Origin of the sequence: Wolbachia endosymbiont (group A) of Anoplius nigerrimus, assembly GCF_947251795.1 — a bacterium.
Lineage (GTDB): Bacteria > Pseudomonadota > Alphaproteobacteria > Rickettsiales > Anaplasmataceae > Wolbachia.
This window is the reverse complement of the sequence record NZ_OX366385.1, coordinates 1,278,982-1,292,283: the sequence shown is the minus strand read 5'-3', so window position 1 is coordinate 1,292,283 and position 13,302 is coordinate 1,278,982. Positions and strand designations below refer to the sequence as shown.

The 13,302-nt window shown below is 36.3% G+C and carries 12 protein-coding genes; 7 read left to right on the top strand and 5 right to left on the bottom strand.

Annotated elements, in window-relative coordinates; genetic code table 11:
• Positions 1-629 precede the first annotated feature (629 nt).
• Complete coding sequence (locus tag OPR26_RS06960; protein ID WP_265015625.1) at positions 630-1,571, top strand: IS5 family transposase; 942 nt, start codon at positions 630-632, stop codon at positions 1,569-1,571.
• A 194-nt stretch (positions 1,572-1,765) separates the two neighbouring features.
• On the opposite strand, the gene OPR26_RS06955 is transcribed toward OPR26_RS06960, so the two are convergent.
• Positions 1,766-3,013, bottom strand: a complete 1,248-nt coding sequence (locus OPR26_RS06955; RefSeq protein ID WP_253302342.1) for an IscS subfamily cysteine desulfurase — start codon at positions 3,011-3,013, stop codon at positions 1,766-1,768.
• A gap of 1,034 nt (positions 3,014-4,047) precedes the next feature.
• Between OPR26_RS06955 and OPR26_RS06950 the strand changes: the two genes are divergently transcribed.
• Positions 4,048-4,800 (top strand): IS5 family transposase, encoded by a 753-nt coding sequence (locus tag OPR26_RS06950; protein WP_264702259.1) that lies wholly within the window; start codon positions 4,048-4,050, stop codon positions 4,798-4,800.
• A gap of 959 nt (positions 4,801-5,759) precedes the next feature.
• Here OPR26_RS06950 and ndk read toward each other — a convergent pair.
• The gene (gene ndk / locus OPR26_RS06945; RefSeq protein WP_253301948.1) at positions 5,760-6,179 is read right to left on the bottom strand and encodes a nucleoside-diphosphate kinase; all 420 of its coding nucleotides are present in this window, start codon (positions 6,177-6,179) and stop codon (positions 5,760-5,762) included.
• Positions 6,180-6,292: 113 nt separating this feature from the next.
• On the opposite strand from ndk, the gene OPR26_RS06940 reads away from it, so the two are divergent.
• The 3 genes from OPR26_RS06940 (at position 6,293) to OPR26_RS06930 (ending at position 8,978) form a co-directional block, all read left to right on the top strand.
• The gene (locus OPR26_RS06940) at positions 6,293-7,087 is read left to right on the top strand and encodes a hypothetical protein (protein ID WP_265015843.1); all 795 of its coding nucleotides are present in this window, start codon (positions 6,293-6,295) and stop codon (positions 7,085-7,087) included.
• 7 nt (positions 7,088-7,094) lie between these two features.
• Complete coding sequence (gene hemH / locus OPR26_RS06935) at positions 7,095-8,108, top strand: ferrochelatase (protein WP_265015842.1); 1,014 nt, start codon at positions 7,095-7,097, stop codon at positions 8,106-8,108.
• Positions 8,109-8,186: 78 nt separating this feature from the next.
• Entirely contained in the window at positions 8,187-8,978 is a 792-nt protein-coding gene (locus OPR26_RS06930; protein WP_265015841.1) for a hypothetical protein, read from the top strand.
• Here the strand turns inward: OPR26_RS06930 and gshA are convergent.
• Complete coding sequence (gene gshA, locus OPR26_RS06925) at positions 8,975-10,135, bottom strand: glutamate--cysteine ligase (RefSeq protein WP_265015840.1); 1,161 nt, start codon at positions 10,133-10,135, stop codon at positions 8,975-8,977. The two genes, OPR26_RS06930 and gshA, sit on opposite strands and share 4 nt — an antisense overlap.
• A gap of 115 nt (positions 10,136-10,250) precedes the next feature.
• On the opposite strand from gshA, the gene hslV reads away from it, so the two are divergent.
• Positions 10,251-10,805, top strand: a complete 555-nt coding sequence (gene hslV / locus OPR26_RS06920; protein WP_096617344.1) for an ATP-dependent protease subunit HslV — start codon at positions 10,251-10,253, stop codon at positions 10,803-10,805.
• Between the two features lies 1 nt (position 10,806).
• Complete coding sequence (gene hslU, locus OPR26_RS06915; protein WP_265015839.1) at positions 10,807-12,297, top strand: ATP-dependent protease ATPase subunit HslU; 1,491 nt, start codon at positions 10,807-10,809, stop codon at positions 12,295-12,297.
• Between the two features lie 199 nt (positions 12,298-12,496).
• Here the strand turns inward: hslU and OPR26_RS06910 are convergent, their stop codons facing one another.
• Together OPR26_RS06910 and OPR26_RS06905 are read right to left on the bottom strand one after the other, a co-directional pair.
• Entirely contained in the window at positions 12,497-12,883 is a 387-nt protein-coding gene (locus OPR26_RS06910) for a transposase (protein WP_265016251.1), read from the bottom strand.
• Between the two features lie 20 nt (positions 12,884-12,903).
• Positions 12,904-13,269, bottom strand: a complete 366-nt coding sequence (locus OPR26_RS06905; RefSeq protein ID WP_264731180.1) for a transposase — start codon at positions 13,267-13,269, stop codon at positions 12,904-12,906.
• Between the last annotated feature and the right edge of the window lie 33 nt (positions 13,270-13,302).

Here is a 13,302-nt window from a genome sequence, read left to right as displayed (position 1 = left end):
GCTAACAAGAGATCCCGCTGCGGGATGACGAATTGCTTAACCGTCTACCGCCGCAGACCGTCATGCTGCCGCGGTATCTCTTAGCCGCTAACACGTACTTAACCGTCATACCGCGATTTATTCGCGGTATCTCATCCGCTAACAAGAGATCCCGCTGCGGGATGACGAATTGCTTAACCGTCATACCGCATAAGTGTTGAAAGTGCAGTCACACAAGGTGATTAATGGTATGTAAATCTCCTCTTGATATCAACCTTCGTTGTTGGGAAAGCAGATAAACCACGTCAAAAATTCGCTTAAACCTTCTAACCACAGGCAAAAAGGCGCTTTTTTGATTTATTTTATTATCATTGAAATTTATGCCATTAACCACCTTATATAATGCCACTTATAGCACTTTCAACACTTATGGGCGCTGGCCTGACAACCGTCATCCCGCTGCTTGTTAGCGGGATCTAGAGATGCCGTGGAGGTGTGACGTAGAATTTTATACTCACCAAATAAGTTTGCTTGCTTATAAGCAAACTTTTCTGGATTCCAGACGGCTTTGTTGCATAGCAACCGAAAAAATCTGGCAGTTACTGACAAAATTCATTATAAAATAGCCATTCAACTGTTGAAGAAAAAATATGCCACAAAAAATGAGAGTCAGTAACCAAAACGAATATAACAAATTTCTAGAAAAAAGAGGAAATATTTTTCGTTATATCAACGAAGCCATAGAAAATTGGTATGAAATTGGGCCAAAAATGCAGGGTGGCAACAATATTTACAGCAATAAAGTGGTGATTTTGATACATATAATAACCCATCTATTCAGAATAGGTTTGAGGCAAACAGTTGGATTTATAGCAGGATACCTTGAGCAAATTGGGAAAAATTTGCAAGTTATCAGCTATTCTCAGGCTTCAAGAAGGTTTAAGAAACTTAATATTAAGATAAATGATTGCAGAATTGATAAAGATAATATGGAAGATATCGAAATTGCTATAGATAGCACAAGCATCAGCATTTATAACAACACTCCTGGCCACAGCAAGGAAAATAGCGAAAATAGAAAGTATCGCAGCTATGAACAAGTAAAGAAACTACACGTAATGTTGAATATAAACAGCAAAAAAGCCATAGCTGCAAAATACAGCAGCGGAGTTTATTCAGATCACTATGGAGCTTGCGATTTGTTAGAAGAAGTTCATGCTGTAAAGGTATTATATGCGGATAGAGCATATGACAGGCATAAGCTTTACGAATTATGTAACAAGTTTGGTATAAAGACAAAAGTTCTTCCGAAAAACAACGCAACAGAGCACCAAAAATTGGATTACATGGATGATAGAAATGCTGCTGTTAGACTAATAAAGTCATATGATTGCATAAAAAAGTGGAAAGAAGAAGTAAATTATGGAAAGAGAGCTCACATTGAAGGGTTTTTCTCAAGATTAAAGCAAATATTTGGATTCAGCTTTAGGAATAAGTCCGAAGTAAATCGTGGAAAAGAACTACTCATTAAGTGCTATTTGCTTAATCAATTTACTGACATTGGTATGGCTAAATTCGAAATGGCTACATGAATTTATCGTAAATTACTACCGCATAAGGTGCGATGCAACAAAGCCATTCCAGACTGGAATGACACCATTTGCTGTCTTCAAAAACGAATGTTCGTACAGCTATGAGTGAGATCAAAGAATTGCAGAATTAAGTGTAAATGGTTACAGAGTAACTTCAAAGTGCATTTGCAGTTGGACTGGCTGAATGGATACATTTAATGAGAGTCCCATTTCACGGTGTTCAAATCTACTCCTTCTTGTACCATCTCCCAAAGTGGGCTCATTTCTCTCAGTCGGCCAATATTTTTAGCAACAAGATCTGCTGCGTACAAAACTTCTTCTTTAGTTGTAAATCGGCCTAGGCCAAATCTAATTGATGAATGCTCAAGGTCATGGCCATTATTTAGTGACCGTACGACATAGGAAGGCTCAAGAGACGCAGACGTGCACGCAGAACCAGAACTTACTGCTAAATCCTTGATTGCCATGATGAGAGACTCACCCTCAACATAGGGAAAGCTCAAGTTTAGGTTGCCAGGAATTCTATTTTCATAATCACCATTTAAAACGATATCAGGAAATGCTTCTTTTATCTTATTGTACAAAATATCTCTCAGTCCTTCCAATTTGCTTGCTTCTGTTTCCATTTCTTCTTTAGCAATACGTGCCGCTTCACCAAAACCGACTGCAAGAGGTGTTGGAACTGTGCCAGAGCGCATGCCTCTTTCTTGTCCACCACCACTAATTAGTGGTATCAGCCTAACACGAGGATTCTTTCTACGGACATATAATGCGCCTATTCCCATAGGCCCATAAATTTTGTGGCTAGAGAGACTCATAAGATCAATGCACATCTCATTAACATCAATTGGAACTTTTCCAAAGCTTTGAGCTGCATCTGTATGGAAAAATATATTATGCTTTCTACATATTACACCAATTTCTTTGACAGGCTGAATTACTCCGATTTCATTATTTACCATCATTACTGAAATCAAGATTGTTTTATCAGTAATTGCTTCCTCAAGCTTTAATAAATCTATAATTCCGTTTTGCTTAACAGGCAAATATGTAACTTTAAAGCCTTCATTTTCCAGATGCCGACAAGAATCCAGAACACACTTATGCTCCGTGCAGACAGTTATTATATGATTTCCTTTATTTTTGTAAAAGTGAGCAACGCCCTTGATTGCTGTATTATTTGACTCAGTTGCACCTGAGGTAAAGATAATTTCTTTGCTATCTGCATTCACCAGATCAGCGATGTGTTTCCTTGCTTTTTCCACTGCTTCTTCAGCAGTCCAACCAAATGAATGGCTGCGAGAGTGTGCATTACTGAACTCACCAAAATAAGGTATCATTACCTCCAAAACGCGGGGATCTACTTTAGTAGTAGATTGATAATCAAGAAATATTGGTAATTTTATTTTAGTATCATGTATTTTCTTACTTTCAACATTCATAAAGCTACCACAGAGACAAAATTTACAACTATTTAATAGCACTAAAACTTAATTTTTTCAAGGTATAATCTTGCATCAACAAACATTGTCACCAAAGGGATGTGTGTATGACGCTGGTTCACTCTGTGATGGTGTCTTCCAGCGCCCCTATGATGTCATTCCAGTGCTCCTTTTTTGTCATCCGAGTAGCCCCTTTTTTGTCATCCCAGTGCCCAGAACTGGGATCCAGGAAAAAGATGGTGTCATGCAAGTAGCCCCTATAATGTCATCCCAGCGCCTCCTTCTCCTGTCACCCCAGTGCTCCTTTCTTGTCATCCGAGTAGCCCCTTTTTTGTTATCCCAGTGCCCAGACACTGGTTCACTCTATAATGGCAGTGCTCCTTTCTTGTCATCCCAGTGCCTATTTCTTTGTCATCCCAGTGCCCAGACACTGGGATGACACCCTCCTAGTAGAAACGCTTTTGTAATTGCAACATTTGTGCAATCTTTAGCCATAAATATTAAGAAATTTACCAAATAAAAAAAAAAGGCAAAAGAAGCCCTAGTCATTGTTTATTTTCAGTATTGGCGTTTTTTAAGTCTTAAACACTGCAATTTAGCTGCTTTTAAATGCAACTAACCTTAGCTATAAATGTTTAAGAAATTTACTAGGCAGAAAAAAAAGGCAAAGAAACCCTAGGGTGGCTAGTATTCAAATTCTCCCTTGTTCTATTTGACGTCTTTTGATGTCTTGAACGCTTTATAAGCGCGTTTCTGCTTGTATAGGTAGAAACCTAAAAGTTTTATAAAGACATGAGGTGCACATAGTGCAAAAAATTAAGCATGATTTACGCCAAATACAAAGTTCCCTTTGTCGTTTTAATCTGCAGATTGCGAAGATAAATAAATAGCTTCAGTTTTATGATAAGGGGGCTGGCGGAGTTTGTCAAGGAAGTTTTTTGTATTTTAACCTTAGGCTCTGTGGACAAAAAATATGAAAAGAGAGAAAAAGATGGTAGTTTAGCCTAATAGGTAAAAAATGGAGAAACTACCATATGCAATATTACATCAAAGAGGAAAATTGGAAACAAATTTTAGAGTTCATAAAAAGCGTAAAAGGAATGCACAGCAAAGATGAAAAACGTTTAAGAATATTCATAGAGGCAGTGTGGTACATAGTGCGAAGTGGTTGCCAATGGAGACTTTTACCAAAAACTTATGGTAATTACAGGAGTATACATAAGCGATTTAAAAGATGGTGTGAAAGAGATGTCTGGAAAAAATTGCTTGAATATACTAAACAAGAGCCTGATTTAGAAGTTGCTATAATCGACGGTACGATCATCCGAGCCCATCCATGTTCATCTGGATATACAAAAAACTCCAAGGATCAAGAAGCTTTAGGGAGGAGCAAAGGTGGCTTTACAACTAAAATACATGCGCTTGTCGATGCACTTGGAAATCCACTTAAATTTACTCTGACTCCTGGTCAAAGAAATGAAATTACGCAGGCACAAGTGTTGACCGAAAGTATCTATAACTCTACTGTAGTAGCTGACAAGGGCTACGATAGCAATGCCTTTGTTACAAGTCTTGAAGACAAGGGATGTACAGTAGTTATTCCGCCAAAACGGAATCGAAAAGTGCAAAGGTATTACGATGAGCATATCTACAAAGAACGTCATTTGATTGAGTGTTTTTTTGGTAAAATTAAAAATTTTAGGCGCATTTTTTCCAGATTTGATAAAACTGCTGAGGTTTTTATGGGTTTTCTCAATTTTGTTGGAGCTCTTGTATGGCTTCTCTAAAATTTTGTCCACAGAGCCTAGCATGATAAGTGTATGAAGCGACTAAAATTGTTATTACAGCGCTTAGTGTATGACAGTGCTCCAACATTTAGGGTTGCAGTTTGCATGGCAGGCGGCATCATCTGAGTAGCTGACCTATCCAAGCGGTGTCATCCAAGTAACCCCTTCTCCTGTCATCCAAGTAGCTGACTACTTGGATCCACATCGGATACTGAGTTGGTGAGTATAAAAGTATAGCTAACGCGAGCTCTACGTCATGCTGCCACGGTATCTCAGCAGATCCCGCTAACAAGCAGCGGGATGAAGAGGATGCCACCGCGAACCGTCATACCGCGATTCATTCGCGGTATCTCATCAGCTAACAAGTAGCGGGATGACGGTTGTCGTTTAGCTGTAAACATTAAGAAATTTACCAAATAAAAAAAAGGCAAAAGAAGCCCTGGTCATTGTCTATTTTCAGTATTTGGCGTTTTTTAAATCTTAAACACTGCAATTTAGCTGCTTTTAAACGTAACTCACCTTAGTTTAAATGTTTAAGAAATTTACTAAGCAGAAAAAAAGGCAAAGAAAACCTAGGGTAGCTAGTATTCAAATTCTCCCTTGTCTATTTGACGTCTTTTACTGTCTTAAACGCTTTATAAGCGCGTTTCGGCTTGTATAGGTAGAAACCTAAAAGTTTTATAAAGACATGAGATGCACATAGTGCAAAAAATTAAGCATGATTTACGCCAAATACAAAGTTCCCTTTGTCGTTTTAATCTGCAGATTGCGAAGATAAATAAATAGCTTCAGTTTCATGATAAGGGGGCTGGCGAGGTCTGTCAAGTAAGTTTTTTGTTTCTATGTTGTCAGCTACTTGGATGATGCAACTTGCCACCTGTTAATTACAACGTTCGTACAGATGTATGCTTGACATAGGATCCAGAAAATTTAGTTATATATAGGAAAATCTGAGTTGACTACACCAACTCATGTTCAGCAAAAAAGAAAGCTATCTCCTTACGAGCATTTTCTAGACTATCCGAGCCGTGAACTCTATTTTCACTAATGTCATCAGCAAAATCACCCCTGATTGTACCTTTCTCTGCCTGCTTTGGATCGGTAGCTCCCATGATTTGTCTGTATTTACTTACTGCATTTTCACCAACTAAAACTTGAACTATCACAGGACCAGAAGTCATAAACTCTACCAATTCCCCAAAAAAAGACCTATCTTTATGAATTTCATAAAACAGCTCTGCTTGTTTTTTTGTTAGTAACATCATTTTTTGTGCTATAATTTTGAGCTCAGAGCTTTCAATGTATGAATTTATCTTGCCCGTAATATTATTTTTTACTGCATCAGGTTTTAATATCGAAAGTGTCTTCTCAATTGCCATATTATTTCCTTATATAAAATAGTATATTTATGGATTTACTTTATTGTAAATTTTGATTTGATAAAAGTAGTTTTTTATTTATAGTTAAGGATAAACCATCAAAGAGGTATTGTATGGGTAAATGTTGTAAAAATAACACTACCAAACAAGCTGAATCTACTGCTAAAAAATTGGTCAATAACTTGAAATCATCAATTTTTTGTGGAACAAAAGGGTTTTTAACTTTTAATTTGGCATTTTTAAGCTATTTGGAATATAGCTCACATCATAATACAGAATTAAAAAAAGGTGCTGCCTTTGCGATGAAAAGAAACACTATTCCATTTCTTGAAATGATAATCATAGCGCCATTTGTTTGTTTTGTGCTGCCAGCTATGGTAGGTAGTATAAGTCTCATGCAATGCGCACTTTTATGTGCTGCCTTAATGATTGCCGCATGTTTTATTGTCAGAACTTTTCATCTGCGTGAGAAGTTAATGGAAAAAATCACTAACCATAGTAGAAAAGAAATAGACACGGAATTTAAGAAAGATACTATAAAATTCCCTATTTTCGATCAAAATAGAAAGCATATTGAGTATAATTCGCCCAACCAAGGGCAGTTACTGAGTAATGCAGATAGCACCTCTCTTTTCGTTAAAGTTTTACTTTTTCCTCTAAAGGTTCTTCTGAAGGTCCTGCAAAGTTGTATCATGCTATCTTTAGCTGCTGTTGAACTTTTTGAAACCGTGCCAAGTTTTTGTGTTGACACGGTTTTTGACAGAGAAAAATTCGCATCTACCAAGAGTAACCTGCAGAGATCAGGTCATTTATTGTATGCAAGTGTGAGAAATTTAGTGCCTATAACTAAATTTGATGAGTGTGTAGCTAATTTTATAGGCACCCCAGAAGTAACTTGTTGTGAGTAGTGCATAGGTGAAAAAGGCTGTCATTTTATTTAACCTTGGCGGACCTGATTCATTGAGTGCAGTCCGTCCTTTTTTATTTAATCTCTTTTATGATAAGAGAATAATTAATTTGCCAAACCCTTTTCGGTTTCTTTTAGCAAAGTTTATATCTGCAAAACGAGAAAATACTGCACGAAAAATATACGAGGAAATTGGAGGTAAATCGCCAATTCTGGAGAATACAAAAATGCAAGCTGAAGCGCTTGAACAAGAACTTAACAAACCTGTCTTTTGTCATCCCAGTGCCCAGACACTGGGATCTAGAAAAAAAAACTGGATTCCAGCGTCAAGCACTGCAAAACTAACAAAAGTATTCATCTGCATGCGCTATTGGCATCCATTTACTGACGAAGTTATTAAAAGTGTAAAACAGTTTGATCCTGATGAAGTAATTTTGCTGCCACTATACCCTCAATATTCAACTACCACAACTCTGTCATCCATCGAAAGTTGGCAAAAAAATGCTAAAAACCATGGTCTAAAGTGCAATACAAAAATAATTCACCATTATTATAATAACGAAGACTTTATTGAGGCTCACGCTAATTTAATAGCTAAGCATTACAAATTAGCCAGCAGAATCGATAAGCCAAGAGTCCTATTTTCAGCTCATAGCTTGCCCCTTAGCGTTATTAAAAAAGGCGACCCTTACGCCCTACAGGTAGAAGAAACAGTACAACTAATAGTAAAAAAATTAAATATCAAAGACCTTGATTGGTCAATATGCTATCAGAGCAAAATTGGTCCCGTAAAATGGCTAGAGCCAAGCACTGAAAGTGAGCTATTACGCGCAAAAGCTGATGGTGTACCTGTAGTTCTATCACCTATATCTTTTGTTTCTGAGCATTCAGAAACTCTAGTTGAACTTGATATAGAATATAAAGCAATTATCAAGGATGGATATTACTTTCGCGTGCCAACTCTCAGTATCGATCCCTTGTTTATTAAATGCTTGGCTGATTTATGCATAAATCTTCCTTAAGATCCTGATTTATAGTGCTTTTCTTTTAGGATTTTATGTGATAGAATAACAGAAAGTTATTATTTTATTAACTATTTCATGCTAAGTAAGCTAAAAAAGAAATCGAGCACGTTCACACAAAGGGTACACGCTGCCCATAACCATGATCTCAGAAAGATGTATTGTATTGCAGTAGGTTTAACAGCCCTATTGTGTAAGATTTCACTGCAATTTTGCTGTGAGTTTATTGACAATAACAGATCCAGTATTTCTGCTGTATCAGATATTGCCAAGTTAATAAAATTACCAACATCAGCATTATATATTCTTCATTCCGGACTCAGCTTGGCTGGATATAGACCTCAAGATGATAAAAATGAACCTAAAAAATCAGTACAGGTTGTAGGTAGCTTGGCCTTCTTGACACACTGTATCATAGGAATATTGATGCAGACAAAAATCATTCATTTCTTAGCTGGAAACAATAAAGATATAATAAGTTATATTGGTTTAACATCAACAGTCCTATTTCTATTTTCAGAATTCATAAGCTGTTATTATACATGGAAGAAGTATCTGGATAATAAGGATCCTAAAAAGTCTGCTGAATATGGGAAGGACGTTATTTTCAGCACAATAACTTTGTCATTGGGCTTGTTAAGCTTCATATTAAAAAGAATGGAAACTGCAACCATACCAATAGATTTGGGTAGTGGTATAATCTATAATTTCAACTTAAGCGTAACAGTTAGTATAATATTAAGTCTAGCATATTTAATATCAAATATCGATAAGTTCGTCAATCAACCGGTTAATAGTACTGATCCTTCTACTGGACTTGATAACACTCACCCTACTCAGCACAATGACACCACTGTGGAAGTAGGTTAGAGGTGAAAAGATTTTATTTCTACTGCCAACGCTAGTACTGCCAATTTGCTAACAATACTCCAAAGTGACAGAATTTTACCTTCCACAACCTGGCTAACATCATGAAACTCACAGTCAGTGGCATTCAAGCTAGAATATACATCTTTCCTGCTATTACATCGGTATAAGTAACATGTTGGAGTATTTCCTATATAGTATATTAGCGGTTCTGCAGAACTGCTTTTAAATACGTCAATGGTTGGTACACCTTCTTGTATAATAACGCTATTGATTGCTATTCCTTCTTTTATCTTTTTCATTTTATGACGCTTTTTTTTATTGAGGTTTAATATTTCCTCTCCACTTGTTGCTGTTATAATGCCCATCCCATATGTGCCATTGCTTGCTTTGATAAAAACGTAAGGTTGCGTTTTTATTTCATATTCCTCATATTTTTTTTGCACTAGAGATAATATTTGGTCAACTTTAGTTGCTACTGCTCCTAGTGACAAATCATCATCAAAATCAACTCCATCACAGCTCTCTGTAAGCACAGAAATTAGCCATGGGTCTATTTTAAATTCGCTACAAAACTCAGACGCTAATTCTTGATAGATTTCAAAATACTTAAATTTCTGCCTGCTATGCCAACCGTATAGTGGGCTTGGTACTATATCTTGCTTTGCGTCTTTTAGCGTGTCTGGAATGTGGCTCGTCATATCACGGTTCAGTATAATAACATCAGGCACAAATCCTGAAGTTGTCTTTAGCAGAGAGTTTTCTTTCACAACAGTTTCATACTGTTCTATTAAATTGTATACTTCATTATGTAAAAGGCCAATTCTAGTTTCAAAACCTGCGAGTTGCAGTACTTTCTCTATAGCAAATATGTTTTCTATATACATTTTATTTCGTGTATAATTTTCCGGTATTATCAGAACCTTTTTATATTGTTTTGTTTCAAAATAACTTTTTATTAGTTTTGCTGCTGTTGCTTTTGATGTCTCACTTAGATTGTTGAACCCTGCAGGAAATAAATTAGCATCCACTGGGGCAATTTTGTAACCGGAGTTTCTAAGATCTATAGAGCTATAAAATGGCAATGTAAGGCCGTTAAATTTTGCCTCAAACCAATTATTTATACTTTTTTCCAAATCTGGGTGAATTATGTTTTGCATCTACACTTTAAATGTTATAAGGAAGGTATTATATTATAAGCTATAATTAAACATATTTAGCAAATTTGACTAAAGATTAAAGTATAATGAGATTCTTATTTAAAGTGATAGAAAAATGATTCAACACGATAACAATAAAATGTATGGAACTACTATACTGTCAATTAGAAAAGATAAAAGCGTAGTAGTAATAGGCGATGGACAGGTTTCACTGGGCCACACTGTTATAAAATCCGGAGCAAAAAAAGTTAGGCGTCTTTCTGGTGATTCTGTAATTGCCGGTTTTGCCGGGGCAACAGCCGACGCATTTACTCTTTTTGAAAGATTAGAATCTAAACTTGACAAGCACCCAGGGCAATTAATGAGAGCATGTGTTGAACTTGCAAAAGACTGGAGAATGGATAAATATCTGAGGAAATTAGAAGCTATGATGATCGTTGCAGATAAATCTATTTCATTAGTAATTACGGGAACAGGTGATGTTCTTGAACCTGAAGATGGAATCGCAGCTATTGGCTCTGGGGGAAACTTTGCTCTATCTGCAGCAAGAGCTTTAATTGACATTAAAGGAATATCAATAGAAGAGATTGCAAAAAAGGCTATGAAGATAGCTGGCGATATATGTGTTTATACAAATCATAATGTAGTTATTGAAAAGATAGAGGAGTGATATGTCTTCTGAACAAAAAACTTTGTGCACTAATTTTTCCAATCAGCCTATAACCCTTTCAGAAGGGCGGTCTTGTAGTAGTGATACCTATGATGAAAAAAATGACCTCTATAAAGATACTAAGAGTGGTTTTGATTCAAATGACAGCGATATTCAAGTTAATGACAGCACTCAAGTTTTGTTAGATGACCTGCCACCACAGAAGATAGTTAAAGAATTAGATAGATTCATAATCGGACAGGATGATGCAAAGCGTGCTGTTGCTATTGCGCTCAGAAATCGTTGGCGTCGCAATCAGGTTCCATTTCCATTGTGTGATGAAATCATACCTAAGAATATATTGATGATCGGTCATACAGGGGTTGGTAAAACTGAAATAGCTCGCCGCTTAGCAAAACTTGCCGGTGCACCGTTCATGAAAATTGAGGCAACGAAGTTTACTGAAATAGGATACGTTGGACGTGACGTTGATTCGATAATACGCGATTTAGTTGATGCAGCAATAGTTTTAGTTAAAGAGAAAGCCCGTAAAGCCTTAGCTAAAAAGGCTTTAATTTTAGCTGAGAAAACAATAGTAAACTCTATGGTAGGCGAAAATGCAACCGAAGAGAGTAAAAAAAATTTTAGAGAAAGGTTGAGGAATAAAGAGTTTGAGGACGGAGAAGTTTCTATTAACGTCAGAGAGAGCAAGAGTATGTTACCTACTTTCGATATACCAGGCATGCCAGGTGGGCAAGTTGGTGTGATGAATGTAACAGAAATAGTGGGCAAGATGTTTAACGGGAGCAAAAAAACAAAAACTATTACGGTGAAGGTAAAAGAAGCGCGTGAAATATTAATTAATGAAGAAAGTGAAAGGCTAATGGATGAAGATAAGATAATCAAAGAAGCCATTGATCTTGTTAGTAATGACGGTATAGTATTTTTGGATGAAATAGACAAAATTGCAGCGCGTACAGAAGTAAAAGGTGAAGTCAACAGAGAAGGAGTGCAACGCGATCTGTTACCACTACTTGAAGGAACAACTGTTGCAACTAAGTATGGCCATGTAAAAACAGACTATATATTATTTATTGCATCTGGTGCTTTTCATCAGTCTAAACCATCTGACCTCTTACCGGAATTACAGGGTAGATTACCGATCAGGGTAGAACTTAAGGCACTTACTCAAGAGGATTTAATAAGAATATTAAAGGAACCAGAATCTAGTTTGTTAAAGCAATACATAGCTTTAATGAAAACAGAAAATGTGACGCTTGAGTTCACTGATGATGGTATAAAAACCATAGCTGAAATAGCGTTTACAGTTAATAGGCAAGTGGAAAATATAGGTGCAAGAAGGCTTCACACTATCATGGAGAAGCTTTTAGATGAAATAAGTTTCATTGCTTCTGAGAAAAATAGCGAAAAATTCATTATAGACAGCAAGTATGTAAAAGATAAACTTGAGTCAATTTCGAAGCAGCTTGATTTATCTAAGTTTATACTCTAGAAAAAACGAAAAGTCTACTTTAAGTAGTATAGAGAGTATTCAGAAGATCAGCCAGTAAGCCTAAAATTTCAGCTATATTCTTTAGGCTGTTTTTCAGTATCCGTTCAGCGGAGTGGCAGAATAAGATAGACAAGGTGATCTAAAAAGATAATCATAGAGCAAAAGTGAGGTAATATGGTAAACCTTTTAGAGCATGTCTTCAAACTGAAGAATGAGCTAATTTGTGAAGCATAATAGTGATCATATTAAAGAAGATATAGTTTTTTGAGGTGAGAGGAGAATGCTCGTAATCTTTACTCATGCGCCTAAAATTGGAAAGCCAGGCAAAAGTTCTTTCAACAATCCAACGTTTGGGAATAACTTGAAATCCTGTATCAACTATTTTCTTGGCAATCGTTAATAAACATCCCGTTTCCAATAAGCATCTGTTTTGTAATTTACCTATGTACCCTTGATCAGCAAAAAACTTACGTAAAGTTGGAACTTTGCATTTAGCTTGGGCAAAAAGATTTAGAGCACTATCACGATCTTGAATACTTGCACTCTGTACTTCAGCAGCAATTACAAGACCCACAGTATCTACAATAATATGGCGTTTTCTGCCCTTTATTTTTTTGCCAGCATCATATCCTCTGGATCCCCTTTTTGAGTAGTTTTCACTGACTGGCTATCAATTATACCTACTGATGGAGTCTTATTTTTACCAATCATCTCTCTTACTTTTTTAACTAGAAAATCATGAATTTCTTGCCATATTCCACTTTTTTTCAAGCGCGAATTACAACTATATACGGTTTTCCATGGTGGAAAATCTTTAGGCAGTTGTCTCCATTGACATCCTGTTCTCATCATATAGCGGATTGCATTAATAATTGTTCTAATACTATGTTTTCTTGGTCTGCCGGTCTTTTTAGGTTCAAAATATGGCTCTATTGTCTTCCATTCTTTGTCACTTATATCGCTTGGGTACATCTTAAAATGTACCTTATACCATACTTCTTAACT